The organism is Bradyrhizobium sp. ARR65, from assembly GCF_000472385.1.
Taxonomy (GTDB): Bacteria; Pseudomonadota; Alphaproteobacteria; order Rhizobiales; family Xanthobacteraceae; genus Bradyrhizobium.
Map to the genome: position 1 here is coordinate 22,621 of NZ_AWZU01000015.1, position 25,872 is coordinate 48,492.

Consider the following 25,872-nt stretch of genomic DNA (forward strand, 5'->3'; position numbering starts at 1 on the left):
TAACGGAGTGACTTTCGTCGCGCGGCACGCGCTCTGGTCGGACGAGCAGCAGGAAGCGGCGAAGCGCTTGCGCCGTGTCGTCGAGGAGCAAAAGTTAGAGACCATCCGCCTCTCCTTTCCCGACCAGCACGGCATCCTGCGTGGCAAGACGCTGGTCGCGGCGGAAGCGCTTGGCTCGCTGGAAAGCGGCTGCAGCATCACCACCACCATGCTGGCGAAGGATACGTCGCACCGCACGGTGTTTCCGGTGTTCACATCAGGCGGCGGCTTCGGCATGAAGGAGATGGAAGGCGCCGCCGATATCTTGATGGTGCCCGACCCCACGACATTTCGCGTGCTGCCATGGGCGCCGGCCACGGGCTGGCTGCTGTGCGACATCTATTTCGCCGACGGGCGGCCGGTTCCGTTTGCGACGCGCCAGCTCTTTCGCGGGGTGCTCGACCAGTTGGGTACGCGCGGCTACGATTTTGTCGCGGGACTGGAGGTCGAATTTCACCTCTTCAAGCTCGAGGACGCGCGCATGGCGCCCGAGGACGCCGGTCAACCGGGGCAGCCACCGTCCGTCAGCCTGCTCTCGCAGGGCTATCAGTATCTCACCGAGCAGCGTTATGACCTGATGGAGCCGGCTCTTGAGATCATCCGGCGCGATGTCATGGCGCTTGGCCTGCCGCTGCGCTCGGTGGAGGTCGAGTTCGGCCCGAGCCAGTGCGAGTTCACCTTCGCGCCGAGAAAGGGGCTCGCGCCCGCGGACAACATGGTGCTGTTCCGCTCGGCCGTGAAACAGATCGCGCGCCGCCATGGCTATCACGCCACCTTCATGTGCCGGCCCAAGCTGCCGAATGTGTTCGCTTCCGGTTGGCACCTGCACCAGTCGATCGCAGCAACCGGCAGCGGCGAGAACATTTTCATGGCCAAGGAAGACGGCGAGCCGCTGTCCGTGTTCGGCCGGTACTATCTCGCGGGGTTGTTGCAGCATGCGCGGGCTTCAGCCGTGTTCTCGACGCCGACCATCAACGGCTACAAGCGCTACCGCTCCTACTCGCTGGCGCCGGATCGCGCGATCTGGGGCCGCGACAATCGCGGGGTGATGATCCGCGTGCTCGGTGGGCCCGGCGATACCGCGACGCGGCTGGAGAACCGGATTGGCGAGCCGGCCGCCAACCCCTATCTCTACATGGCCTCGCAGATCCTCGCAGCCCTCGACGGCGTCGACCGCAAGCTCACTCCGCCTCCCTCCGCCGATACGCCCTACGAGGCCAAGGCGGAGTTCTTGCCGAAATCGCTGCGCGAGGCAGTGTTCGCGCTGCAGGAGGACAGCTTCTTCCGCAACGCATTCGGCGCGGAGTTCGTGGACTATTACGTCCACATCAAGAACGCGGAGATCGAGCGCTACCAGGCGGAAGTGTCCGACTGGGAGCATCGTGAGTATTTTGAGATGTTCTGAGGCACTCGGCCGATTTGGCGCTGGTCTGGATCTCGCGCCTCAGAATAAGGGTCTGGGATGAACGCCCGCTTCCGTCCAAAGCAGCCCGGCTCTACCGCCCGAAATTCACCGGCGCGATGTAGACGTCCTGCTCGCCCGGCTTGGCAGCGGGAAATGCCGGGAAGGGACTGGCGCGATGCAGAATGGCGATGGCCTCCTGATCCAGCACGCTGCTGCCGGATGATTTCGTCACCTCGCTCCTCAGCACTTGGCCACTCCGATCCAGCACGAAGCGCACCACCGCGGTACCGGCGGCGCCGTGCGCCGCTGCCGGATAGCGCTTGAAGCGCTGTAGATGGCCAAATACCAGGGCGTTGTACTTGTTCGATGCGGCCTGACTGAACTGCCCCATATGTTCGGTCTTCGGTGGCGCCCGCGTCTCCGGTGCGGGCGGTGTATATTCCTGCTTCGGCTTTTCAACTTCCTTGGGCTGTTCGGTCGGCAGCGTGACCTCGGCCTGCTGTTGCGGTGGCGGCGGCTGCACCACCGGCTCGATCGGCTTATCCTCGACCTTGGGCTGCTCCTTCGGCTGCTCCTCGGCTTGCTGCATGGTCGGACCGACCGCGATGTCCTGGTCCTGGATCTCGGGCGAACTCGCGTCGACCGGCGCGAGCGACACGGCAATGGCCGGAAGGATATTCGGTTCCGGCGCTTGGTGCACGTACCACAGCGCAATCGACGCGATGATCCCCGCATGCGCGGCGATAATCACCATCGCGGCGAGTATCCAGCGGGAAAAGCCGGGCCGTTCCGGAATATGCAGCGCGAACGCATTCATGGTTTCGTCGCCGGTGCTTCCAGCCCGACCAGGGCGAGCTTGAGATAGCCGTTGTCGCGCAGAACGTTCATCACGCCCATCAGATCGCCATAGCTCAGCGCCTTGTCGGCGCGGATGAAGATCGTTTCATCCTTGTGGCTGTTGGTTGCGGTATCCAGCGCGCCCGCCAATTCCTCGCGTGTGACGGTCGTTTCGCCGATCGCGATGGTCGCGTCCGGCTTGATGGTGACGAACACGGGCTTGTCGGGGCGCGGCTGCTCGGGCGCGGTGCTCGCCGGCAGATTGACCCCGATATCGACGGTGGCAAGCGGCGCCGCCACCATGAAGATGATGAGCAGCACCAGGATGACGTCGATGAACGGGGTGACGTTGATCTCGTGCTGGACCTCGAAATCGTCGCCCGAAGATGAACCAAGTCGCAGCGCCATGGCCCTACTCCGCCGCCCGCGGCAGCGTCGCCGCTGTCATCCGATAGCCGCGGCTGATCATCAACAGGAGCTGTGCGGAAGCATCGGTCAGCAGCGTCTTGTAGCCGCTGATGACGCGGGCGAGATGGTTGTAGATCACGACCGCGGGAATCGCGGCGACGAGCCCGATGGCCGTGGTCAGCAGGGCTTCGGCGATGCCGGGCGCCACCACCGCAAGATTGGTGGTGTGGGCTTCCGAGATGCCGATGAAGGAATTCATGATCCCCCACACGGTGCCGAACAGGCCGACGAACGGCGCGGTGGCGCCGATCGTGGCGAGGATCCCGATGCCGTGGGAGACCTGCCGGACCATCGCCGCCTCCACGCGCTCGAGGCGCAAGGCGACGCGCTCCTTAAAGCCGTCATCGATGATGCCGTCGGAGAGTTCGGCTTCCTTGGCGACCGAAAGGATCAACTGGGCCACCGCGTCGCGCTCGCCCTTGCACGCGTGAACGGCATCGGCCAGATGCCGGCCGCTTTCCAGCATCTTCATCCGCCGCCGCGCGCGGCTTTTTGCAACGCGCAGTTCGATGCTCTTGGCGAGCCAGATCGTCCAGGTCGCGAGCGAGGCGATGGCGAGCCCGATCATGACCGCCTTCACCACGATGTCCGCGTTCAGGAACATGCCCCACGGCGAGAGATTCCGCGGCAGCAGGGGATTTGCGGCGTCACCTTGCGCCAGCGCGGCGCTCGACATCGCGAGCGGTGCGACGCTCGCGATGATCAGCGTGACGATGCGGGCGAACTTTCGTGAAGCCGCCGGCAGTTCAGGAGAAGGGTAATGCATCTGCCTCTCGTTTTTCCGTTGTCGTTTGCATTGCCCCCACTCAAAGCTTTTGTGAAATACCGAAGAAAAATCCCCGCCGCGGCCCATATTGCGGGGCGAACACGCCGATGCCTGATCCATCCCGGATGACATAGCTTGTGTCGAACAGGTTGACGACGTCAAACCGCAAAGTTGTCGGCTTCGTGTCGTTGAGCCATTTGAACTCGTGCGAAATGCCGAGATTGACCTGGGAATACCAGGGCACGCTGTCCGTATTAGCAAAGCCGCTTCGCAAACCGCTGCCGTAGAGCAGGTCCACCGAGACGCGGGTTCCGTCATCCCATTTATAGGATGCGCCTGCCGATCCCGAGATCCATTGCGAGTGATCGGTATAGATATAGTGCGTCGCGATATAGGCCAATTCGTCCGCGCCGAACAGGAACTGATTGGAGACCACATTGGTCGCGATCTGGCGGGCATAGGCGAAGTTGTTGTAGGCGGTGAAGTGGCCGTCGGTGTATTTTGCCGTCAGCTCGACGCCGTAATTGTTGCCCTTCTCATAGTTGAACGCGGTCAGCACATAGGCCGCGCCGAACTGGCCATCGTCCAGAAGGTCCCTGGCGATCTTGTAGTAGCCATCCACGCCGACCTCGAGGCCGGGCAGCAGCTTCTGCGTGACGCCGACATCGAAGACGTGGGAGCGCTCGGGGAGCACCGGATCGGCCTGATTGACCTCCGGCTGCTGCGTGGTGTTCTGCACCAGCGCCAGATTGGTCGGCGCCGCCAGCACGAGCTGCGGCGGGGTGAAATAGCGGGCGTAGCCGGCGTGGAAGACGGTGCCGTCCCACGGCGTGTAGGTCACGCTGACGCGCGGGCTGAACTGGTTGGCTTTGGTGTACTGCATCATCTGGTCGAAGCGTAGCCCGTAGTTCAGGGTGACCTGGTTCGTGATCTTCCATTCGTCGGCGATATAGGTGCCGAACAGGAAGCCGGTCTTGGCGCTCTGGTCGACCACATTGAATGGCGCATCGATCGGCGAACCCGTGGCATCCAGCGGCAGCAGAACCGAGGAATTGGTCACCAGCGCATTCTCGGTGCTGACCGTGAACCCTGCATGGAGCGTGTGGGCATCCGTCAGCCGATAGGACGCATCGGTCTGGATGCCGTTGGTGAGGCTGCGGCGATAGACGTCGGAGGCTACGCCGTTGAAGACGAGATCGCCGATCACGTCGGGCATGAAATGCAGCGTGCTGAGGCGATTGAAATAGGACGCCTGCACGTCCAATCCGTTGTTGGAATATTGCAGCGCCAGCACATTGAACTGATTGAACTCGCGCTGATTCTCGTCGAGATTGGCCGAGTTGAAATCCGAGACGCCGAAAGCCGTGAAGTTCGGCGTCTGCCCCGGATTGTTCGGAATCTGGAACTGGCTGTAGGCCGCGGCACCGATGTAGGTCAGCCGCAGCGTCGGGTCGATCACGGTCGAGACATACGCAAAACCCTTGCCCTGATCGGTGTGATCGTGGATCGCGTTATTGGAGGGCGTCGGGTTTTCCAGACCGAGATTGCTGCCGAAATAGCGGCCTGAAACGAAATACTGCGTATTGCCGACTGTTCCGCCCCACTCGGCATAGGGCGTAATGGTGTCGTGGCTGCCGCCATACACACTGACCTTGCCGGTGTTATCGAAGGCGCTCGCCTTAGTCTGGATATCGACGACGCCCGCAGTGCGCAGACCGTACTGCGCCGGCAGCGCACCGGTGATCAGCGCGAGGCTGCCGATGATGCCGGTGTCAAGAATCTGGCCGAAGGCGCCGACGCCATCGGGCAGCATGATGCCGTTGATACGGTACTGCACATTGCCGTGCTCGTTGCGGATGTGGAAATCGCCGCTCGCGGCCGAATCCTGGGTCACACCCGGCGTCTGCAACAGCACGCGATCGAGCGAGGTGTTCTCGCCCTGCGGCAGCGCTTCAATCTGCTGCTCGCTCATCCGGTAGGGTGCGGTTCCGACCGGCGCATAGATGGTCTGGCGCCCGGAATCCAATGCCTGGTTCTGCTGCATCACCACCTGCGCTTGCGTCGGCGCGGGAGCCGGCGCCGGAGGTCGGGTGGCGACCACCCGGGGCGGCGGCGTGGTGCGCGGACGGCGCCGCTCCACCGGAGCGGCGACACGCGTTTCCGGCAGCACATTGCCTCGGCCGGCCTGCCGCGGCGCGGCAGGCGTGGGCGTTTGCGCCGGCGCGGGGGCCGCATTCTGCTGCGGCGCTTCGGTTGACGGCGCGGGCGTGGCAGCCGGCGCCTGCGGTGTCGCGGCGGTCGGCGGCGGTTGAGACGAGTTGTCGTTTTGGGCCAGCGCTGCCGTCCCCATGGCAGCGAGCAAGGCCAATGATGACACCGAAACAAGAGCGTTGCGGCGCAGATGCGTAGACGAGAGACCCATAAGAGATTCCTGACCCCAATTCAGCGGGTCCAGCGTCGTCAAATGCGCCAGGACCCATATGCACGAACGGAACTTCGCCCCCGCTGCCAGCAGCGTGGCCCAGCACGCAGTGCTAGAGCAGGAAACGAAGCGGCGACGTCAGGAAATGGGTGGGCCGCGCGATTGAAAGGCCGCGCGCTGCGGCTCTACGACAAAGCGGGCGGGTTCGATCGTGCGATCGACTGCCGTCGCGGTCAGTTGCAGCAGGATGGCAGGTGGCGAGGATGCGAGCGCGTTGGCGATCGCGCTGGTCGCGATGCAGATCGGACAGAGATAGTCCGCTTGGCCCTCGTCGGGGTGGCCTTGCGTCTTGCCCTGTTCGGGCAAGGCGAGCGCCGCGACGATGACGCCGCGCGAAGCTCGTCCGGCGATGGCGTGAACATGGCCGAAGGACAAAGCAAAGTTGATGGCAAGCGCGACCAGCGCAAGCCAGGAACCATGCCTGATATTATCCCGAACCCAGCGCATTCGCCGCCGAATGTTGCATTCCGCGGCCACCCTGCCGCCGCATTGCGATCTTAGCCGAGGCAAGCTGGCTTTGAAAAGGGGAGAGCGGTCGATGTTCGGGCACACACGGACATTTTCTGCGCTCCGCTTCTTCCCGTTGCGGCGAGGCAGGCAGCGGCTTCAAATGCCCAAATAGCGATGCTGTAGGCCGGGCTCGGCGGTGAGTTGCGCCGAGGTGCCGCTCCACACCGTGCGACCACGCTCGATGATGTAGTGGCGGTCGCAAATGCGACTGAGGTGCTCGACGTTCTTGTCGATTACCAGGATCGACTGCCCGCGCGCTTTCAACATCGACAGGCAGTTCCAGATTTCCTCCCGGATCAGCGGCGCCAGCCCCTCCGTTGCCTCGTCCAGGATCAGCAGATGCGGATTGGTCATCAGCGCGCGGCCGATGGCGAGCATCTGCTGCTCGCCGCCGGAGAGCTGGTTGCCCATGTTGGAACCACGCTCGGCGAGGCGCGGAAACAGCGCGTGGATCTTCTCAAGCGTCCAGGGATCTGGGCTACCCAGCCGATTGGCGGCCGCAGCGACCAGGTTTTCACGCACCGTAAGGTTGGGGAAGATCTGGCGCCCCTCGGGCACGAGGCCGATACCGAGCTTTGCAATCCTGTAGGACGGCAAGCTGCGGACCTCGGTGCCGCCAAAGCGGATCGCGCCCGCGCGCGCGGGCGTCAGGCCCATGATCGAGCGGATGGTGGTGGTCTTGCCCATGCCGTTGCGGCCCATCAGCGACACCATCTCACCGCGCCGGATGAACAGCGACAAGCCGAACAGCACCTGGCTCAAGCCGTAACAGGTCTCGATCGAGTCGATTTCGAGCAGCGGCGCGGCATCAGCCATGACGGACCACCACATGCTGATCGCCGAGATAGGCGCGCTTGACCTCTTCGTTCTGCCGGATCGCATCGGGCGTGCCCGATGCGATCACGCGGCCATAGACCAGAACCGAAATGCGGTCGGCCAGCGCGAACACCGCTTCCATGTCATGCTCGACTAGAACGATCGTGACCTCTTTCCGCAGATCCGAGAGCAGCCGCACCATGCGGGCGGATTCGGTGATGCCGAGCCCGGCCATCGGCTCGTCCAGGAGCAGCAATTGCGGTTTTGTGGCGAGCGCCACCGCAAGCTCGAGCTCGCGCTGCTCGCCATGGCTCAGGCGCGACACCACCACACCGGCGCGATCCGCAAGGCCCACGCGCTCCAGCGCGCTCATCGCGGCCTCCCGCAAGCCACGCTCCTTGCGCGCATCGCCGAAGAAGCGGAACGAGTGGCCGGCGCGCGCTTGCGCGGCGAGCGCGACGTTATCGGCGGCGGTGAAATCGGCAAGCAGGCAGGTGATCTGGAACGAGCGCGCGAGCCCCAGCGCGCTGCGGCGATAGGCGGGCAATCGTGAAATGTCGCGACCCGCAAGATGGATGCTGCCCGAATGCGGCATCAGGTGCCCGGTGAGCTGGCCGATCAGCGTGGTCTTGCCGGCGCCGTTCGGGCCGATGATCGCATGCAATTCGCCGCGCGGAACTTCCAGCGTGACGTGGTCGGTGGCGATGATGCCGCCGAACCGCCGCACGAGTTTTTCCACCCGGAGCAAAGGTTCAGCCACGAGAAAGCCTCCCGAGCAGGCCCATGATGCCGCCTCGGCCGAACAGCACGATCAACAGCAAGAGCGGCCCCATGATCAGCGCCCAATATTCGGTGACCTGCGACAGCAACTCCTCCAGCACGAGATAGGCCACCGCGCCGATCACGGGGCCGAACAGCGTGCCCATGCCGCCCAGGATTACCATCACCATGAGATCGCCCGAGCGGGTCCAGTACATCACGGCGGGGCTGACGAAATCGGTGTTGTTGGCGAGCAGCGCGCCGGCTAGCCCGCACATGGTTCCGGCGATGACGAAGCAGACCAGGCGGTAGCGCGTGCCGGGAAAGCCGATCGCCTGCATGCGCTGCTCGTTGGAGCGCAAGCCCTGCACGACGAGCCCAAAGCGCGAATTGACGATACGCCAGATCAGAAACACCACAACGAGCAGACAAGCGAGACAGAGATAATAGAACTGCACGCGATTGCCTGGATTGATCAGGCCGGCAAAATCGCTCCGCTTGTAGATGGTGAGACCATCGTCGCCGCCGTAACGCGCAAGACCTGAGGCGACGTAATAGGCCATCTGCGCAAAGGCGAGCGTGATCATGATGAAATAGACGCCGCGGGTTCGCAAGGATAGCGCGCCGATGACGAGGGCGTAGAAGGCCGAGACGGCGAGCGCCACCGGAAACTGCACGAAGCCGGAGCCGATGCCCTCCTGCGCCAGAATGCCCACGGCATAACCGCCAATGCCGAGATAGGCGGCATGACCAAAGCTCATCATGCCGCCATAGCCCATGATCAGATTGAGGCTCGCCGCCGCCAGCGCCAGGATCACGATGCGGGTGAACAGCGTCAGCACGAAGACGTTGCCGGTCAGGTGCGAATAGAGCGGCAGCAGCAAGAGTCCCGCGACCAGCAGGACCGAGACAAGGTGACGGACGTTGAAGGCAGATTTCATCGGCGGCTGGCTGGGAACAGCCCCTCCGGCCGCACGACCAGCACGATCGCCATCAACAGATAGATCAGCATCGAGGATAGCGCCGGCGCGGCCGTGGACGCGGCGGCCGAGCTCAACACCTGGCGCAACAGGTTGGGCAGAAAGGCGCGCCCCAGCGTATCGATCAGGCCAACGAAGATCGCGGCCAGAAACGCGCCGCGGATCGAGCCGATGCCGCCGATCACGATGACCACGAAGGCGAGAATCAGGATGTTCTCGCCCATGCCGATCTGCACGGTGAGAATTGGCGCCTGCATCAGTCCTGCGAGGCCGGCAAGCGCCGCACCCAAGCCGAACACCAGCGTGTAGAGCAGCTTGATGTTGATGCCGAGCGCGCCGATCATCTCACGATTGGACGCGCCGGCGCGGACCAGCATGCCGATGCGGGTGCGCATCACACCGAGATAAAGCAGCAGCGCCACCAGGAGCGCGACGACGATGATGGCCAGACGATAGGCGGGATAATAGATGCCGGGCAGGATCTGCACCGGCACGGAAAGCCAGGGCGGCAGCGGCAGCGCCAGCCCCGCCGGACCCCAGATCAGCCGCACCGCCTCGTTGAAGAACAAGATCAGTCCGAAGGTTGCGAGCACATGGTCGAGATGATCGCGGCCATAGAGATGGCGAAGCGCGGTAAATTCCAGCGCCATACCAAGCAAGAGCGTCGCGCCGAGCGCAAGCACGGCACCGAGCACGAAACTGCCGGTCCAGGCGACGAAGGTCGCGGCAAAATAGGCGCCCATCATATAGAGCGAGCCATGGGCGAGATTGACGAGATCCATGATGCCGAACACCAGCGTCAATCCGGCCGCAAGCAGGAAGAGCAAGAGGCCGAACTGCAGGCCATTCAGGATCTGTTCGACGAGCAGCAGCATGAGGATGGAAAACTACCTGGAGCGTGATGAGATTAGATCGCACTATCGGCGCGGTCGGCGCGCTCCCCCGCCCCGCTTGCGGGGCCGCGACGAGCAAAGCTCGCGCTGAGAGGGTCGGGGTGAGGGGATTCTCCACGCACTGAGCTCGCGGAGAGTCCCCCTCACCCGAGGCCTTCGGCTTCGACCTCTCCCCACAAGCGGGGCGAGGTGAATCGAGCACGCGGGCGGACCGATTGAATCAAAAGCGATCACGATCTTGCAAAGGAGGCGGCGCTCAAAAGGCGTCGCTGCTGCCATAAGCAAGATCCGTGCTCACTTCATCGGACACTTGTCATGGAAGCGGTCCTGGTCGTCCTTGACAATGGTGGCAACCGTTTTCAGTGACAATTCGCCATTGGCGTCCTTGACCACGTCCTGCAGATAGAAATTCTGGATCGGGATGTGATTGTTGCCGTATTTGAAGGAGCCGCGCAGCGACTTGAAGTTCGCCTTCTCCATCTCCGCCTTCATGGCGTCCTTCTTGGAGGTGTCGCCGTTCACCGCGACCACCGCGCTGTTGATGAGTTGCGCCGCGTCATAGGCCTGCGCGCCGTAATAGGTCGGGCGCAGGTTCGGATATTTCTTGCGATAGTCCTCGACGAAGCGCTTGTTCTGCTCATTGGGCAGGTCGTTGACCCATTCCTGCGCGCCCGGCACCCCTAACGCGTTGTCCTTCTGCAGCGGCAGCGACAATTCGTCGATGGTGAAGGCGGTGTAGAGCGGCATCTGCTGCTTGAGGCCGGCCTGGGCATATTGATTGAGGAATTGCACGCCGGCAGCGCCGGGATAGAACACGAAGATCGCCTGAGCGCCGGAATTGCGCGCCTTGGTGAGTTCGGCGGAGAAGTCGAGCTGGCTCGGCCACACCGTATACTCCTCGCCCACCACCTCGCCTTTGAAGGTGCTCTTCACGCCGGCGAGCATGTCCTTGCCGGCGGCGTAATTCGGGCCGATCAGGAATACCGATTTCACGCCCTTCTGATTCATGTAGAGGCCCATGGCCGCAGGCGTCTGGTCGTTCTGCCAGGAGGTCGAGAACACATAAGGCGAACACAATTCGCCGGCGAGCTGCGAGGGCCCGGCGTTGGCCGAGATCAGGAAGGTCTGCGAGTCGACCGCGCTCTTCAGCGAGGCGAGCAGCACGTTCGACCAGATGTAGCCGGCGATGAAGTCGACCTTATCGGACTGCACCAGCTTTTCCGTCTTCTGCTTGCCGACATCCGGCTTCTGCTGGTCGTCCTCGTAGATCACTTCGACCGGCTTGCCGGCCATCTTGCGTCCCAGATGATCGAGTGCGAGCTCGAAGGAATTGCGCATGTCGTTGCCGATCACGGCGGTCGGACCGCTGAACGTCGAGACGAAGCCGATCTTGATCGTATCGCGTGCGAACGCCGGGCCTGCGAGCGCCAGCGCGGCCGCGCCCGCCAGCCAAAATGCCGTTTTCATGGTGATTTCCCCTCCCTCTATCGACCTCAAGCTACCACCGGCCCCACCTGGTCGCGAGCGGCAGTCTGCCGCTGGCTGGCGGATCCCTTGTTGTTTTGTGCGCGAAATCTCGCCCCGGCAGCAAGCACCAAGCGAAGGTCTTCCGTAACACCTTCGGCTCAGCACCGCCTGCACCATAATTCGTGCTCGCGGGCCGTGGCAAGAATTATAGTGCTAGTTGCGGTGCGATGCAGCACCGCGGGCGAGGCGATGTTCCCTCGGGTTCGTCGGGTGAATTCGCAAAACCGGCATGGACCGAAGGCGGCGGCGCGTCCTTAAATAAAAGGCAGTCAGCAACTCCCAGATTCCAGATTAAAGGCCACCGCCATGACAGCGACACTGCAAAATCCGCATAGGGTGGTCATCGTCGGCGCCGGTTTTGGCGGGCTGGAGACGGCCTATCGGCTCAAGGGCGCGCCCGTGGCGATCACCATGATCGACCGCCGCAACCACCATCTGTTTCAGCCGCTGCTGTACCAGGTCGCCACCGCCTCCCTCGCGACGTCGGACATCGCCTGGCCGATACGCTATCTCATGCACGAGCGGCGTGAGGTCACGACATTGTTCGCTACCGTCAGCGGCGTGGATGCGGCCAACCGCCGCGTGCTGCTCGAGGACGGCGCCGCTGTGCCGTACGACACCCTCGTCCTCGCCACCGGCGCGCGCCACGCCTATTTCGGCCATGACGAATGGGAGACCTATGCGCCCGGCCTGAAAACGCTGGAGGACGCCACCACGATCCGACGCCGCATCCTGGTGGCGTTCGAGCGCGCCGAACGCGAAACGGATCCGGAGCGGCGCGCGGCACGCCTGACCTTCGTGATCGTCGGCGGCGGCCCGACCGGTGTCGAACTTGCCGGCACCATCGCCGAACTCGCGCAGCACACGCTGCCCGGGGATTTCCGCAATATCGATACGCGCAAGGCGCGCGTCGTGCTGATCGAGGCGGGACCGCGGGTGCTCGCGGGCTTTGCCGACGACCTGTCGACCTATGCGAAAGCGTCGCTGGAGCGCATCGGCGTCGAGGTGGTGCTGAACCAGCCCGTGACCGAATGCACACGCGACGGCGTGGTCTATGGCGGCAAGCAATTGAAAGCCAAGACCATCATCTGGGCGGCCGGCGTGCGCGCCTCGCCCGCCGCCGAATGGCTGGGGGCGCCGGCCGACCGTGCCGGCCGGGTGCAAGTCGAGCCCGACCTCACGGTGCCGGATCATCCCGAGATCTTCGCCATTGGCGACACCGTGACCATCAGTGCATGGGACGGCAAGCCGGTGCCCGGCATCGCGCCCGCCGCCAAGCAGGAGGGACGCTACGTTGCCGAACTGATCAAGGCGCGCCTGCGCGGCGACAAGATGGGGGCGTTCCGCTACAAACATGCCGGCAGCCTCGCCCAGATCGGCAAGCGGCTTGCGGTGATCGATTTCGGCCGCATCAAGCTGCGCGGCGCGATTGCCTGGTGGATCTGGGGCGTCGCGCACATCTACTTCCTGATCGGCCTGCGACACCGGCTCGCCGTCGCGCTTAGCTGGCTCTGGATCTACGTCCGCGACCAGCGCGCGGCGCGTCTGATCACTCAGGGCAGCAGCAAGGTGACGACGTAAAGCTGCTCGGAGACTGAGCAATGGCAGGGGCTGCGGCGTGACGCCCAGGCGACGGTTGCGTCCCGCAAACGCTGGCCAAGCATCTGAGGCCAAGCCGCAATTTTCGCAGCCGCCCCGGTGATCGCCATTGAACACATGGCACATCCCTTGCTTCATGTCGGAGGGCATTTTAGTCCGGGACCTGAGAGCGATGGCAATGCCGCCCGGCCTCTTTCGGAGTGTTGCGTGACCGAAACCGTTGCTGCGATCATCGCCGCGCATCGCACCGGCAACCTCACGCCTGCGCAAACGGTCGCGCGCAGCTTTGTCCGTATCCGCGCGCACGACGATCCCGCGATCTTCATCTCGCTCCGCGACGAGAAGGAGGCGATCGCCGAGGCCGAACGCCTGATGGCCCGCAGGGATGCCGCGGAGCTGCCGCTCTACGGCGTGCCCGTCGCGGTGAAGGACAATATCGACGTGCTGGGCCTGCCGACCACCGCCGCCTGCCCGGCCTTCTCCTATTCGCCGACGCGTGACGCAACCGCAGTGACGCGGCTGCGCGCGGCGGGTGCCGTCATCATCGGCAAGACCAATCTCGATCAGTTCGCCACGGGGCTCGTCGGCGTGCGCTCGCCTTATGGCATTCCGAAGAACCCGGTGCGCGGCGATCTCTTGCCGGGCGGATCGAGCTCGGGATCGGCGGTGGCCGTCGCCGCGGGCCTGGTGCCGCTTGCGCTCGGCACCGACACCGCGGGCTCGGGCCGCGTGCCGGCGCTGCTCAACAATGTTATCGGCTTGAAGCCGAGCCTCGGCATGATCTCGACCGCCGGCGTGATCCCGGCCTGCAGGACACTCGACTGCGTCTCGATCTTTTCGCTCACCGTCGACGATGCGGTCACTGCGCTTGCGGTGATGGCGGGCCCGGATCCCGCCGATCCGTTCTCGCGCGACCGGCCGCTCGGTGACATCACGCCAATTCCCGCCAATCTCCGCCTCGGCGTGCCGCGCGAAGGGCAATTGATCTTCTTTGGCGACAAGGCGCAGGAGACGGCCTATCGACAGGCGCTGAGGCGCTTCACCGCGCTCGGCGCCGGGATCGTCGAATTCGACATGGAGCCGTTCTACGAGACGGCACGGCTGCTTTATGAGGGGCCGTGGGTCGCCGAGCGCTATGTCGCGATCCGCAATCTGCTGGCGTCATCGCCTGATGCGATCCATCCGGTGACGCGGGACATCGTCGCGCCAGGCGCGCGGCTCACCGCGGCCGAGACGTTTTCCGCGTTGTATCGACTGCAGGGCCTGCGCAAGATCGCCGAGCGCATCCTTACCGATTTCGACGCGATGGTGCTGCCGACCATGCCAACCGTCTATTCGACCGCGCAGGCGCTGGCCGATCCGGTCCTGCTCAACAGCCGGCTCGGCACCTACACCAATTTTGTCAATCTGCTCGATCTCTGCGCGCTCGCGGTGCCGGCCTCCTTCAGGGCCGACGGCGCACCGTTCGGCATTACACTGCTCGCGCCGGCCGGGCACGACGCGCTGCTTGCCGGCATCGGGCGCGTCTTCCATGCCGACACCCTACTCCCCCTCGGGGCCAGGGGCGTGATGCAGCCGCCGCTTGCGCCATTGCCGGCGCCAGCGGCCCACGACGACATCGAGATTTCGGTGGCGGGCGCACACATGTCAGGCATGGCACTGAATGGAGAATTGAGGGCGTTGAGCGCGCGCTTGGTCGAGACCGCCGTCACCGCGCCCGACTACAGGCTTTATGCACTCGACACAGTCCCGCCGCGGCCCGGCATGCTGCGTGTGGAAGCCGGCGCAGGCGCGGCCGTCGAGCTGGAGATCTGGTCGCTGTCGGCCGCCGGCTTCGGCAAGTTCGTCGCCGCGGTCCCGCCGCCGCTCTCGATCGGCACGGTCAGGCTCGCCGACGGACGCAATGTAAAAGGCTTTCTCGTCGAATCCGCCGCGCTCGACGGCGCCCGCGATATCTCCGCCTTTGGCGGCTGGCGCGCGTATATGGCGGAAGCGGCGGCGGTATAGAGCAGCCAGTCGAGGGCTACGCTCCCTCGCCCCGCGCTTGCGGGGAGAGGTCAAGCGCTCTATGCCGATTTGCGCCAGGCCGCTTCGTTCTTCTTTTCGTAATCGATCAAAGCCTTACCCGGAATCTCGAGATTCCGGGTTCGGCCCTTCGCACCGTCCCGGAGTGACCGTGAAAGAATGATGCGAAAGAACGGCGGAGAAGGAGGCTACACCGACACCGCGTAGATCTCGTATTCGTCGCGGACCAGCTCGATATGGGCGCGCATGGCGGCCGCGGCCCCCGCTTTGTCGCCGCGCATGATCGCGACGACCACACGATCATGCTCGGCGTGCGATTTGGCGAGCCGTCCGAGATTGCGGAACTGGGCGCGGCGGAACGGCTGCACCCGCACCCGCGTCGCGAGCGTCATTTCGGCAATGTACGCGTTTTGCGAGCCGGCATAGATCGCGTTGTGGAAGCGCTCATTGACCTCGTGAAACCGCTCCGGGTTGCCGGCATGGCTCAAGACCCGCAATTCCTCGTGAACGGCTTCCAGACTGTGCCGCTCGGTGGGCGTCATGCGCTCGGCAGCGAGGCCCGCGCAGATCGCTTCCAGCTCCGCCATGGCTTCGAACATCCCGGTCAAACGTTGGATCGAGGGACGCGCCACCACAGCGCCGCGATGGGCCCGCGCGTCGACCAGGCCGCTAGCTGCGAGTTGGCGCAGCGCTTCGCGCACCGGCGTGCGCGACACGTTGAAGCGCCGCGCAAGCTCGGTTTCGTCGAGCGGCGAGCCCGGCCGCAAGGTGCCACGGACGATCTCGTCCGCAAGCTGCAGGCGCAGCTCTTCTGCCCGAGTGATCTTCTCGGCCACGCCGGACGTGCGATCGACGCGCCGGACCACCGTCGCGCCCACGGCTTTCGGACGTGGCGGACTGTCCGCCGGAAGATCGTCAAGGCTCATATGGTCGCAACCTTCGGTTCGTCGATGATGCTGACATGAGCCGCGACGATTCTCCAGCCTTCCGGGAAGCGGATCCAGGTCTGCATCTGCCGACCCACCTTCCCCGGCGCGCTGTCACGATAGAATAGTGTCGAGGCCACCGCGGTGTCCCGGCCGTAGGTGGTGATCAGCGTCTTCGCGGTCTTGCGCATCAGCCCGACCGGCGAGCGCGCCGCGCGGAATGCGTTGATCTCGCCATAGCCATAGAGGTTCTCGCCGATGCCATAGCGCAGGGTGCGCGGGTCGTTGCGGAACAATTCGCCGAGCACGCCGACGTCGTTGTTGACCAGCGCCTTCTCATAACGCTCGAATTGCGCCGTCACTTCCGCGACGACCTCAGGCAGATCGATTTCCATGCGTTTCAGAATCCCCTTGGCTGCGGCGCCAGCGCGACGCCACTCTTCTCTAGCGCGAAAGCCACGCGCAGCGCGATATCCTCGCGCCAGGGCGGCGCGATGATCTGCACGCCGATCGGCATCGGCTCCAGCGGAATGGGCGCCGCGACCACCGGAAGCCCGATAAACGAAATCGGCTGGGTGTGGATGCCGATATTGGCACGCACCGGCAGTTCGACGCCGTCGAGCACGAAGGTCGCCTGGCCGAGTTTTGAGGCGATGCAGGGTGTTGCCGGCGCAATGATGACGTCGACGGTTTTGAACAGCTCGGCGACTTGCGCGCGATACCAGCGGCGGAATTTTTGCGCGCGGTCGACCAGCGATCCCGGCACCATGGCGCCGGCGATCAGGCGGTCGCGCACCGCGGGGTCGAAATCATCGGGGCGTTTGCGCAAGCGATCGAGATGAAGCGAGGCGCCTTCGACCGTAGAGATCACGTAAGCCGCCGCCCGGGCGCGCGCCGCTTCGGGGAGTTCGACGGTGCGCGTGACGCCCAGCGCTTTGGCAACGCGGGCGACCGCTTCCTCGGCCTCCGCAAACAGGTTCTTCTGGAAGTAGCCGCCGGCCAGCGCGATGCGCAGATCGCCGATATCCTGCGACAATAGCGGTGCTACCTGCTCGATTCCGCGCGCGACGCAGGCCGCATCGTCGGGATCAGGTCCTTGCATCGCATCATAGGCGAGCGCGAGGTCGGTGACGCTGCGTGCAAGCGGACCGAGATGGTCGAGGCTCGCGACAAACGGAAAGGAGCGCGCCCGCGACAGCCGGCCATAGGTCGGCTTCAACCCGAAAATTCCGCAGAACGAGGACGGCACGCGGATCGAACCGTTGGTGTCGGAGCCGAGCGCGATCGGCACCAGCGCGCCGCCCACGGCGCTGCCCGAGCCGCCGGAGGAGCCGCCGCTCATCCGCGTGACATCGTGCGGATTGCGCGACGGGCCGTCATGAACATTCTCTCCGGTGAAGTCATAGGCGTATTCGCCCATGTTCAGCGCGCCGACGAGCACGGCGCCGGCGGCCTCCATCCGCTCGATCAAGGTCGCATCGCGCGCCGCCGGTGGGCGATCGCGATTTATCTTGGAGCCGGCACGGGTTGGAAGGCCTTTGACGTCGAACAGATTCTTCACCGCAAAGGGCACGCCGGCCAGCGGGCCGACTTTTTCGCCCGAAAGGATCGCGGCGTCGACCGCGCGCGCTCTCTCCAGCGCGCGCTCGGCCGTGACGTCGGTGAAGGAATTGAGGATCGGGTCATGCTGCTTGATGCGCGCAAGCGCCGCTTCCGTTGCGGCCAGCGCCGTCGTCTTGCGCTCGATAACGGCCTTGGCGATCTGCGCGGCCGAAAGTCGGTTCAGGTTTTCAGGCATCGCGGAATCAGGCGGTGAAGATGCTGGCCGGCTCGGCCTCGTCGGGCAGTACGAACTCGTCGACCATTCGCGCCAATCTCAGCGAAACTTCGAGATTGGCCTTGACCGCGGGTCGCCAGGCCTCCTCGACGGGCAGCGCCAGCGTCTTTGCGACCGCGTCGATATACTCATCAAGCGGATCAGCCATGTTTCTCCTCCTCTCCTGCTTGCCCATGGCACCGTCGCATCACGGGCAGCGCTCGCCGCTTGCCGCTCGATGGTTCGTCCCCTGCGCATCACAATGGCACGATCGCGCAACGCGTGCACGGCACTCCAAGCATTGGAGAGGACAAAATAGCTCATGCCAGGCGAATGCTGGGGGGGCTTGCCACAGGTTCAAATCGCGCGCGCCAGGTCGTGGTGGGGCATGCCAGGGCCGCTCCAGACATGCCCCACCCGGACGCGTATCGCGACTGCGATACTCGCCCACCCTTCCCCCAGCTCCCCAGGGAAAGCGAAAATCCTCAAGCGTCGATCTTGGCACCCGCGGCCAATCCAAGACGGATTTGCGAAAGGCGCGATGCTTCATGGTGCTCCAATGTTCGAGAGCCGGTTTGGAGCAAACGATCGCAAGCTTCGTGCCAAGCGCACCCGCCGCCTGATCCGGGACCAAACATCTGATCTCATTGGCGAATACTCGGTCGCGTGGAGCCGAGCGCCCCGCAAAGCTGCATACGGAGCGGCGTTTTTGCTCTCCAAATAAGCAGAATGATTTCAGGTGCGCCTGTTCGGCCCGAACCTCACCGATCCGGGTTTGCGCGTTCGAACTGGCGGAGCAGTCGATTGCCGCGCTCGACCGCCGAATCGAGTGCGTCCTGTGCCGATTTTTTTCCGCTGAACGCCTGTTCCAGCTCATCCTCGATCACGTCGCGGATCAGCACGAAGGATCCGAGCCGGATGCCTTTCGAATTGTCGGTCGGCGGCTTCAAGCTGGTCTCTTCCGTCGAGATCGCCGCCCCCGGGTTGCGCTCATAAAAGCCCGAGTTGCGGGCGAGCTCGAAGGCGGCACGGGTGATCGGCAAATAACCCGTGTTCTGGTGCCAGGCGGCCTGCACTTCGGGCTGCGACAGAAACGCAAAGAACTTTGCGACGCCCTTGTATTCCTCGCGCGGGCGGTCGCGCAGCACCCACAAGGTACCGCCCCCGATAATTGTGTTTTGCGGCGCGCCTTCGACATCGGGCCAATAAGGCAGCATGCCGTAGCCGACCTCGAACTTCGAATTGGTGATGATGTCGGCGCGCGTTGCGGAAGAGCCCAGGAAGATGCCGCATTCACCGCTCTGAAAACGCGGCTCGGCCGATTGCGCGCGGCCGCCATAGTCGAACACCTTGGTTTTCTGCCATTCGGCAAGCTGCGCGATATGGCGCACGAGAAGCGGGTTGTTGAAGATCAATACCGCGTCCAGGCCGCCGAAGCCGTTGGCGCGGGTCGCAATCGGCAGATTATGGAAGGCTGAGAAATTCTCGACATTGATCCAGGAGGGCCAGGAGGTGGTGAAGCCGCAAGGCGCGCCCCACTCGCGCAGCCGCTTCGCATCCATTCCCAGTTCGGGCCAGGTCTTTGGCGCGGCTTGCGGGTCGAGCCCGGCATCGCGGAACATGTTCTTGTTGTAATAGAGGATCGGGGTCGAGGCGTTGAACGGGAAGGACAGCAGGTTGCCGCTTGCGTCGGCGTAATAGCTGACAATAGCGGGGAGGTAGGCGGAAGGCGGAAACGCCTCATGTTCGTCCCGCATCAATTCGTGGACGGGATAGATCGCGCCGCGCGCGGCGATCATGGTGGCCGTGACGATCTCGCTGACCTGAACGATCGCCGGCTGACTCTTCGAGCGAAACGCGAAAACCGCGGCGGTGACGGTCTCGGCGTAATTGCCCTTATAGGTCGGCACGATCCGGTAATCGGATTGCGAGGCATTGAAATCCGCGGCGAGCTTTTCCACCTGGCGCCCGAGCTGCCCGGACATCGCATGCCACCACTGGATTTCGGTGACGGCGCAGGCCGGAGAAGCAAGCCCGGCCGCGAAGGCCGCGCAGGCGACCGGCAGCGATTTGAAGAGGAGATTCACAATAACTGCTCCCGCAGCTAATCCGGCCCGCGCCTCGGCGTGCATTCGGGAAATATTTCGCGCGCCGGTAGCGTCGGGCTAATTCAAGAAAGCAATGATCCGTCAGGCCATTGACGGCCCTATAAGGGTCGGCACAATAGACTGATCCTGCCTTTAGATGCAAAGACCGTTGAACCTTTTCCCACCTCTGTCGACATCATCATGAGGGATTGGAAGTTGGCTGACTACCGCGCCGAGCTTTGGCGGGCTGTTGCACTCGTGGGCGCTCATCCGCGCGCCCGCACGAAGGATGCCGTGCGCGAGCTTCGCAGCGGCGCCCAGCGGCACGAGGTCGATTCCACCTCCAGGCGCCGAGCCGAACGGGCGGTCTGATCGAGATGATCTCACAACTCATGACACGCAGCCGCAAGGTGGAGTGAACTGGTGGTGGCGACCTCCGGGCGGAGTAAATCTGCGAAGCGGTCGGCCGGTATCGCCACGGCGGGCCGCCTGCGCATCCTCACTCTGTTGCGGGCGGTCCCGATCCGCTGGCGTATCCTGTCGATCGCAGCGTTGAACTCGGCGGTCGTGCTGGCGCTCGCCGGGATGATCTGGAACGGGGCCAACGTACTCGGCTCGGCCTGGAAGGACGTGCGGCAGGCGCGCGAATCCGAAAAGATCCTGGCGAGGCTGGAAAGCGAGACCAGCCGTCTGCAGAACCTGATCCACCGCTATATCAATCAACCGAGCCCCGAACTTTTCGCCGAGATCCTTTTGGTGCGCGAGGCCGTGCTCGGCACGTTGACGACGCGCGCTTCCACCGATCCAATGTTGTCGGGCTCGGTGGACGAACTCGAGCACGCGACCGAACGCCTGCTCGACGGCTTTGGCCAATTGCGCGCCGTGCAAACCAAGATCGCCAAGACCTATGAGGAGCAGGTGCTGGGGCCCGCCAAGGATATGGCGGGACTCTATGCGGCGATCGAGGGTGCCACCGGTCATCGCGACGCGCAGATCTGGCCCTCGCTCGGCAAATCCCGCGAGGCGTTCACGGCGATGCTGGTCGCCGCCAATTCCTATTATTTGTCGCTGGCCACCGCATCGGCGGAAGATGCCCGCCGCAACACCGATACGATTGAAAAGACCATTCCGCTCATGAGCGGCCTCGCCGACAACGACCAGCAGCGGACGGCGCTGCAGCGGCTGCAAGCGCGCACGGCGGCGCTGCGCGAGGGGCTTTCCAAGCTGACCGAGCAACTCTCCAACCGCACAGAATTGCTGCGCAACACCATCGACGCCACCCAGGCCGAGGCCACCGGCGCGGTCGATGAATTGTCGGCCAGGATGCGCGAACGTGAACAGAGGGCGCAGGCAACCTTCGACCGCGCGCTGTCCGATATCTCACGCCGCGTGTTGTCGATCGCCGTGATTTTCTTAGGCATCATCTTGAGCGCCGGCGTTCTGATCGCGCTCTCGATACGCCTGCCACTGCAGCAGATCATGACGGCGATGGGCGCCATCACCATGGGCGACTTCGAGCGCGAGGTGCAGGGCACCAATGCGCGCGATGAGGTCGGCGCCATGGCGCGCGCGGTGGAGGTGTTCCGCGAGAACGCCATTGCCAAACGCAAGGCCGAGGACGAACTGCGCGCCTCCAAGGAAAGGGCCGAAAGCGCGCTGCTGGAGCTCAACACCGCGCAGCAGAACCTGATCGATGCCGAACGCCTAGCCGCATTGGGCGGGCTCGTCGCCGGCGTCGCCCACGAGGTCAACAACCCCATCGGCATCAGTCTCACGGTCGCTTCCAGCCTCGCGCGGCGGACGCAAATCTTTGAGGCCGAGCTGAAGAGAGACGGCCAGTTGCGTCGCTCCCAGTTGGAGGAATTCGTGCGCTCTTCGCGCGACGCCTCCGAACAGTTGGTCGCCAATCTTCACCGTGCCGGCGAGCTGATTCAGTCCTTCAAACAGGTCGCGGTTGACCGTTCACACGCGGAACGCCGCCAGTTCCCGCTCAGGGAGGCGACAAATCAGATCATCGCAAGCTTGCGGCCGGTCCTGAAGCGGGCGCCGATCACACTTCAGACCGACGTGCCGGAGAATCTCGTAATCGACGGCTATCCCGGCTTTTACGGCCAGATTTTAACCAATCTGTTCCTCAATGCTGTCAATCACGCGTTTGCCGACGGCCGTTCCGGAACAATTTCGATAGCAGCGCGGCCGCGCGGGGCGGACGATGTCGAGATCATTTTTTCTGATGACGGGTCCGGAATGACCCCAGAAGTGCAGCGCCAGGCCTTCGATCCCTTCTTTACGACCCGCCGCAACGAGGGCGGCACCGGACTTGGGCTGCATATCGTCTATAATCTCGTGACCCAACAGCTCGGCGGCCGCATGATGCTGGAGTCAAGACCGGGACAAGGCACCACTTTTCGCATTATCATGCCCCGGATCGCCAAGGGTGGCGGGGCAACAGAAGAGACAGACGGGGCGCAATGGCCGAACAGGACGATGTCCTCCACCTGATCGACGACACCGGAGCCGCTCCGGAGGATACGTCCGCGCGCAAATGGAAGATCGCCGTCATCGACGATGATCAGGCCGTGCACGAGGGCACCCGCTTTGCGCTCTCCGACTACAGCCTCAATGGCCAGGGGCTGGAAATCCTGTCCGCCTATTCCGCGGCGGAAGGCCGGGCCTTGATGCGGGCCCATCCCGACATCGCCGCGGTGCTGCTTGATGTCATCATGGAGACGGACATCGCCGGGCTTGAGCTCGTCGAGTACATCCGCAACGAGATCAGGAACGAGACGGTCCGTATCATCCTGCGCACCGGCCAACCGGGCCAGGCGCCGGAACGGCGCGTCATCGTTCAGTACGACATCAATGACTACAAGGCGAAGACCGAGCTTACCGCCGATAAGCTGTTCACCTCTCTGACGGCGGCGCTGCGCAGCTATCAACAGCTCGAGCGCATGGTGCAGACCCGGCGCGGCCTGGAGATCATCATCGACGCCGCTTCCACGCTCTACGACTTCAAATCGATGCAGCGGCTGGCGGAGGGCGTGCTGACCCAGCTCGCATCGCTGCTCAACGTCGACTGCGCCGGCATCCTCGTGCTGCGCGACGACGGCAGCAAGGCCGGCGACGATTTTGCCGTTCTGGCCGGCTCCGGCTGCTACAGCCGCTTTATCGGCTCCGCGGGGTCCAAATCGCTGGATCCGGACTTGCGGACCATGGTGGAGGCAGCCTTCAAGCGGCGCAAGCACGAATTTGCCGATCAGCGCACCGTGCTCTACGTCCGCACCGGAAGCGGACGCGAAGTCGTCGTTCTGCTGCAGGCCGAGCGTCCTCTCTCGGAAACCGACCGCTCGCTGGTGGAGATTTTCGGCAGCCGCCTCTCGATCGCATTCGACAACGTGATCCTCTATCAGCAACTGCACGAAGCCAATACCCAGCTCGAGGACCGCGTCGCGCAGCGGACGCGGGCGCTGATGCAGGCCAACCGGCGGCTCTCGGCGCAGTGGCTGCGGCTGCAGCGCGCCAATGCCTTCAAGAACGAGATCCTGGGCACGGTGGCCCATGACCTGAAGAATCCGCTCGGCGTCATCCTCGGGCGCACCGAAATGCTCACCGAGCTGATCTCGACCGGCGCCTCGCGCGAGAGCATCACCGCCCAGATCGAGCATGTCCGCGATGCGACCAAGCGGTTGACCTCGATGGTCGACCATTTGATCACGGACGCAATGGCCGATGCCTTCGACATCACCATCCGCCGCGAGCCCGTCGATATCGCCGCCCTGGTCGGCGAAGTCGTGGAAGCGAACCAGCCGCTTGCCGTGAACAAGCAACAGGCGATCACGGTATCGGCGCCGCCGAACATCATGACCATGTGCGACACCGACCGCATTCGCGAATCGATCGACAATCTGGTCTCCAACGCCATCAAATACAGCCCGGTCGGGGGCAAGATCTCGGTCGTCGTGACCCGCGAGGACAACAGTACGGCGATCCGGGTGACCGACGAGGGGGCCGGGTTGTCGCCGGAAGACCTGGGGCGGCTGTTCGGCCGCTTTCAGCGGCTTTCGGCCAAGCCTACCGCGGGCGAAAGCTCGACCGGGCTCGGGCTGTCGATCGTGAAGCGGATCATCGATATGCATGGCGGCGAAGTCACCGCCAACAGTGCCGGTCCCGGCAAGGGATCAACCTTCACCATCACTCTACCTGCGACCGAGATGTCATGAGCCAGAGCCAGCACATCATCATCGTCGATGACGAGGCGCCGGCGCGCGAGATGGTCGGCGATTATCTCAAGATGCACGGCTTCACCGTGACGCTGTGCGACGGCGGCAAGAGCCTGCGCAGCGCGATCGAGACCAGCGCACCCGACCTTGTGGTGCTCGACCTCAACATGCCCGAGGAGGACGGATTGTCCGTCATCCGCGACCTCAAGAGCCGCACCAACATTCCGATCATCATGCTGACCGCCACCGCGAGCCCGATCGATCGCGTGGTCGGGCTCGAGCTGGGGGCCGACGATTACGTCGCCAAACCCTGCGAGCTGCGCGAATTGATGGCGCGCATCCGCTCGGTGCTGCGGCGAAGCGGACCACCCAAGGCCGCCGCGGAAGCCTCGGCGGCCGCCAAGAGCGGCAAGGAGCAGTTGGTGCGGTTCGGCACCAAATGGCTCGATCTCGAGGCACAGGCCCTGCGCGACGAGGAGGGCAACGAGCATCCGCTCACGGCATCCGAATTCGGGCTCCTGAAAGTGTTCGCCGCCAATCCCAAGCGGGTGCTGTCGCGAGAGCGGCTTTTGGAACTGGCCAATGCCCGCGACAGCGAGGCGTTCGACCGCGCCGTCGACCTGCGGATCATGCGCATCCGCCGCAAGATCGAACCGGATCCGACCAAGCCCGCGGTGATCCGCACCATTCGCGGCGGCGGCTACCTGTTCTCGCCGACGGAGGAGAAGGCGTAGCCTTCTGCGTTGCGCGCCCCTCTCCCCCCGCAAGCGGGGCGGTCCCGGGCTGCGCGACGGCGACAGCTTCGTGTTTCGATCTGTTTCGGTCCCCCGCGGCAATTATCCATGCATTGAAAATATTCACGATTTTGCCCCGAATGTTTCGTCGCGAGGCGTCCGACGAAACAATTCTCTTACCGACGAAACCATTTTGCGCTTGCGGTGCAGACGTCCGGAAACGTTGCCTGATTAACACTTTCTTCCCAAGGAAGCGCCGCGGCATAGGCGGCACATGGGGAGAGTGTCATGCAGAACGTCGTCGCTATCAACGCGGCAGCCCGCCAGAGCATCGACGCCGCTCAAGCTGCCTCGGACGAGATGCTGCTGGAGGGCATTGCCGATGGCAACCGGACCGCAATGCACATCCTTTACGCCCGGCACAATGTGAGGGTTTATCGCTTCATCCTGCGCATCGTCCGCGATGCCAGCGTGGCGGAAGACCTGGTCAGCCAGGTGTTCCTCGATGTCTGGCGCACGGCGGCCCAGTTCGAAGGCCGCTCGCAGGTTTCGACCTGGCTGTTGTCGATCGCACGCTTCAAGGCGCTGACCTCGCTGCGGCAGCGGCGCTTCGAGGACATCGATCAGGACGACGTGCGCGAGATCCCCGACGGGGCCGACACGCCGGAGGCCTCGCTCGATCGCGCCACTACCAACGAGATTCTACGCGCCTGCGTCGCAAAACTGTCGCCGGCGCACCGTGAGATCATCAACCTCGTCTATTACCATGAGAAGTCGGTGGAGGAAGTCGGCGCGATCATCGGCATTCCCCAGAGCACGGTGAAGACGCGGATGTTCTACGCCCGCAAGCAGCTCGCCGATCTCTTGAGGGGCGCAGGCGTCGATAGCCTCGCGGCTTAATGAAGTTGAACGCATGACGAAGCAATTGAAACAATCGGCGAAATCACGCTGAAAGATTGATCTGCTATTTAGGTACGCAATCG

The 25,872-nt window shown here is 63.9% G+C and carries 22 protein-coding genes; 7 read left to right on the top strand and 15 right to left on the bottom strand.

Going from position 1 to position 25,872, the window contains the following annotated elements; genetic code table 11:
• Positions 1 to 7: 7 nt before the first annotated feature.
• On the top strand, positions 8 to 1,444 hold the full coding sequence (locus tag F758_RS0117890; RefSeq protein ID WP_024509146.1) for a glutamine synthetase family protein: 1,437 nt from the start codon (positions 8 to 10) through the stop codon (positions 1,442 to 1,444).
• Positions 1,445 to 1,535: 91 nt separating this feature from the next.
• Here the strand turns inward: F758_RS0117890 and F758_RS0117895 are convergent, their stop codons facing one another.
• From F758_RS0117895 to F758_RS0117940, 10 genes are all read right to left on the bottom strand, one after another.
• Positions 1,536 to 2,261 (bottom strand): energy transducer TonB, encoded by a 726-nt coding sequence (locus F758_RS0117895; RefSeq protein WP_024509147.1) that lies wholly within the window; start codon positions 2,259 to 2,261, stop codon positions 1,536 to 1,538.
• Positions 2,258 to 2,689 (bottom strand): TonB system transport protein ExbD, encoded by a 432-nt coding sequence (gene exbD, locus F758_RS0117900; protein ID WP_024509148.1) that lies wholly within the window; start codon positions 2,687 to 2,689, stop codon positions 2,258 to 2,260. Before exbD ends, F758_RS0117895 begins: the two co-directional genes overlap by 4 nt.
• A gap of 4 nt (positions 2,690 to 2,693) precedes the next feature.
• Positions 2,694 to 3,425 (bottom strand): tonB-system energizer ExbB, encoded by a 732-nt coding sequence (gene exbB / locus F758_RS0117905; protein WP_157450059.1) that lies wholly within the window; start codon positions 3,423 to 3,425, stop codon positions 2,694 to 2,696.
• A gap of 130 nt (positions 3,426 to 3,555) precedes the next feature.
• Positions 3,556 to 5,937, bottom strand: a complete 2,382-nt coding sequence (locus F758_RS0117910; RefSeq protein ID WP_035722378.1) for a TonB-dependent receptor — start codon at positions 5,935 to 5,937, stop codon at positions 3,556 to 3,558.
• A 138-nt stretch (positions 5,938 to 6,075) separates the two neighbouring features.
• Positions 6,076 to 6,444, bottom strand: coding sequence for a DUF2946 family protein (locus tag F758_RS0117915; protein WP_024509151.1), 369 nt, complete (start codon positions 6,442 to 6,444; stop codon positions 6,076 to 6,078).
• Positions 6,445 to 6,603: 159 nt separating this feature from the next.
• On the bottom strand, positions 6,604 to 7,323 hold the full coding sequence (locus F758_RS0117920) for an ABC transporter ATP-binding protein (RefSeq protein WP_024509152.1): 720 nt from the start codon (positions 7,321 to 7,323) through the stop codon (positions 6,604 to 6,606).
• On the bottom strand, positions 7,316 to 8,083 hold the full coding sequence (locus tag F758_RS0117925) for an ABC transporter ATP-binding protein (RefSeq protein WP_024509153.1): 768 nt from the start codon (positions 8,081 to 8,083) through the stop codon (positions 7,316 to 7,318). Before F758_RS0117925 ends, F758_RS0117920 begins: the two co-directional genes overlap by 8 nt.
• Complete coding sequence (locus tag F758_RS0117930; RefSeq protein WP_024509154.1) at positions 8,076 to 9,023, bottom strand: branched-chain amino acid ABC transporter permease; 948 nt, start codon at positions 9,021 to 9,023, stop codon at positions 8,076 to 8,078. Before F758_RS0117930 ends, F758_RS0117925 begins: the two co-directional genes overlap by 8 nt.
• Positions 9,020 to 9,937 carry a branched-chain amino acid ABC transporter permease gene (locus F758_RS0117935; protein WP_024509155.1) on the bottom strand — a complete coding sequence of 306 codons (918 nt, stop codon included), beginning with the start codon at positions 9,935 to 9,937 and terminating at the stop codon, positions 9,020 to 9,022. Before F758_RS0117935 ends, F758_RS0117930 begins: the two co-directional genes overlap by 4 nt.
• Positions 9,938 to 10,249: 312 nt before the next feature.
• Positions 10,250 to 11,422, bottom strand: a complete 1,173-nt coding sequence (locus F758_RS0117940; RefSeq protein ID WP_024509156.1) for an ABC transporter substrate-binding protein — start codon at positions 11,420 to 11,422, stop codon at positions 10,250 to 10,252.
• Positions 11,423 to 11,788: 366 nt separating this feature from the next.
• On the opposite strand from F758_RS0117940, the gene F758_RS0117945 reads away from it, so the two are divergent.
• On the top strand, positions 11,789 to 13,063 hold the full coding sequence (locus F758_RS0117945; RefSeq protein ID WP_024509157.1) for an NAD(P)/FAD-dependent oxidoreductase: 1,275 nt from the start codon (positions 11,789 to 11,791) through the stop codon (positions 13,061 to 13,063).
• 225 nt (positions 13,064 to 13,288) lie between these two features.
• Positions 13,289 to 15,088, top strand: coding sequence for an allophanate hydrolase (gene atzF, locus F758_RS0117950; protein ID WP_024509158.1), 1,800 nt, complete (start codon positions 13,289 to 13,291; stop codon positions 15,086 to 15,088).
• Between the two features lie 206 nt (positions 15,089 to 15,294).
• On the opposite strand, the gene F758_RS0117955 is transcribed toward atzF, so the two are convergent.
• The 5 genes from F758_RS0117955 to ugpB form a co-directional block, all read right to left on the bottom strand.
• Positions 15,295 to 16,032, bottom strand: coding sequence for a GntR family transcriptional regulator (locus F758_RS0117955; RefSeq protein ID WP_024509159.1), 738 nt, complete (start codon positions 16,030 to 16,032; stop codon positions 15,295 to 15,297).
• Entirely contained in the window at positions 16,029 to 16,427 is a 399-nt protein-coding gene (hpxZ, locus tag F758_RS0117960; protein WP_024509160.1) for an oxalurate catabolism protein HpxZ, read from the bottom strand. Before hpxZ ends, F758_RS0117955 begins: the two co-directional genes overlap by 4 nt.
• Positions 16,428 to 16,432: 5 nt before the next feature.
• Positions 16,433 to 17,830, bottom strand: a complete 1,398-nt coding sequence (locus F758_RS0117965; protein WP_024509161.1) for an AtzE family amidohydrolase — start codon at positions 17,828 to 17,830, stop codon at positions 16,433 to 16,435.
• Between the two features lie 7 nt (positions 17,831 to 17,837).
• The gene (locus F758_RS0117970; RefSeq protein WP_024509162.1) at positions 17,838 to 18,017 is read right to left on the bottom strand and encodes a DUF4089 domain-containing protein; all 180 of its coding nucleotides are present in this window, start codon (positions 18,015 to 18,017) and stop codon (positions 17,838 to 17,840) included.
• A 592-nt stretch (positions 18,018 to 18,609) separates the two neighbouring features.
• Positions 18,610 to 19,914, bottom strand: coding sequence for a sn-glycerol-3-phosphate ABC transporter substrate-binding protein UgpB (gene ugpB / locus F758_RS0117980; RefSeq protein WP_245286527.1), 1,305 nt, complete (start codon positions 19,912 to 19,914; stop codon positions 18,610 to 18,612).
• 606 nt (positions 19,915 to 20,520) lie between these two features.
• Here ugpB and F758_RS0117990 point away from each other — a divergent pair.
• The 4 genes from F758_RS0117990 (at position 20,521) to F758_RS0118005 (ending at position 25,789) form a co-directional block, all read left to right on the top strand.
• Positions 20,521 to 22,437 (top strand): sensor histidine kinase, encoded by a 1,917-nt coding sequence (locus F758_RS0117990; RefSeq protein ID WP_245286528.1) that lies wholly within the window; start codon positions 20,521 to 20,523, stop codon positions 22,435 to 22,437.
• The gene (locus F758_RS0117995) at positions 22,407 to 24,155 is read left to right on the top strand and encodes an ATP-binding response regulator (RefSeq protein ID WP_024509165.1); all 1,749 of its coding nucleotides are present in this window, start codon (positions 22,407 to 22,409) and stop codon (positions 24,153 to 24,155) included. Before F758_RS0117990 ends, F758_RS0117995 begins: the two co-directional genes overlap by 31 nt.
• Entirely contained in the window at positions 24,152 to 24,889 is a 738-nt protein-coding gene (locus tag F758_RS0118000) for a response regulator (RefSeq protein WP_024509166.1), read from the top strand. Before F758_RS0117995 ends, F758_RS0118000 begins: the two co-directional genes overlap by 4 nt.
• A gap of 288 nt (positions 24,890 to 25,177) precedes the next feature.
• Positions 25,178 to 25,789, top strand: a complete 612-nt coding sequence (locus F758_RS0118005) for a sigma-70 family RNA polymerase sigma factor (RefSeq protein ID WP_024509167.1) — start codon at positions 25,178 to 25,180, stop codon at positions 25,787 to 25,789.
• The last annotated feature ends 83 nt before the right edge of the window (positions 25,790 to 25,872 follow it).